At 61.5% G+C, this 728-nt stretch carries 1 pseudogene; it reads right to left on the bottom strand.

The features are described from left to right. Positions 1-116: 116 nt before the first annotated feature. Positions 117-728 (bottom strand): annotated as a pseudogene (locus EN914_RS37270) (hypothetical protein); the annotation flags it as partial.

The raw sequence follows: 728 nt of genomic DNA, 5'->3' as shown, positions 1-728 counted from the left end.
GTCTGTCGGCGGTCACAGCGTCGAACGGCGCCTCGATTATCATCGTGCCGGGCTGATCGTAAACGTAACCTGATTGAAGCGGGGCGAAATTCGCTCCGCTTTGGCATGCCCAAATCTCAGCGCGTCAGGACCAAATCGTCCACGACCATTTGCCAATAGTGCTTCGTCGACAGGCGAACACGCGTTACAGCTTTGAGCATCGGGGCATAGTGCAACGGCGTCAGCGCCGACAGCGTGATCTGATCGCTTGCAATCAGCTGCTCGCCAAGCCAGCTTTCGATCAGCGCTACCTCCCCTTCCGACGCCAGCCAGGCGGCGCTCAGCATGACCGAGTGAAAGCCGAACGGCCGTTCGCAGCTGAATTCGGCAGGCAGCCCGCTGCTGGTGTAGAGCACATGGTCACCGGAGACGTTGCCATTGACATAGCCCTGGCTGTCCTTGGTGTAGTCGCGCGCCATCGCATTCAGGTTGCGCCACGCCAATCCGGCATGACCGGCCGGAATTTTCCTGAAGGTGCGCGACGTCACATCGTCGAAACCGATCGTTTCGAGAGCGGCATCGGTGACAATGCCGGCGCGTTGCGCGGACAGCAGGCCGAGATCCGCCGAGTAAGGCGACAGCGTCAGCCGCCGCTCCAAGCCTTCGCCACTGATGCTGACCGTGTCGGCTTCTTCAGCCAGGTCGAAGCTGAAGACGGCACCCGGCGCCAGTGTCCGCGTCTCCAGGAC

This window comes from Mesorhizobium sp. M7A.F.Ca.CA.001.08.2.1, from assembly GCF_003998455.1.
GTDB classification, from domain to species: Bacteria; Pseudomonadota; Alphaproteobacteria; order Rhizobiales; family Rhizobiaceae; genus Mesorhizobium; species Mesorhizobium ciceri.
The sequence above is the reverse complement of the archived record's forward strand: the minus strand, read 5'-3'. Positions and strand labels throughout refer to the sequence as shown.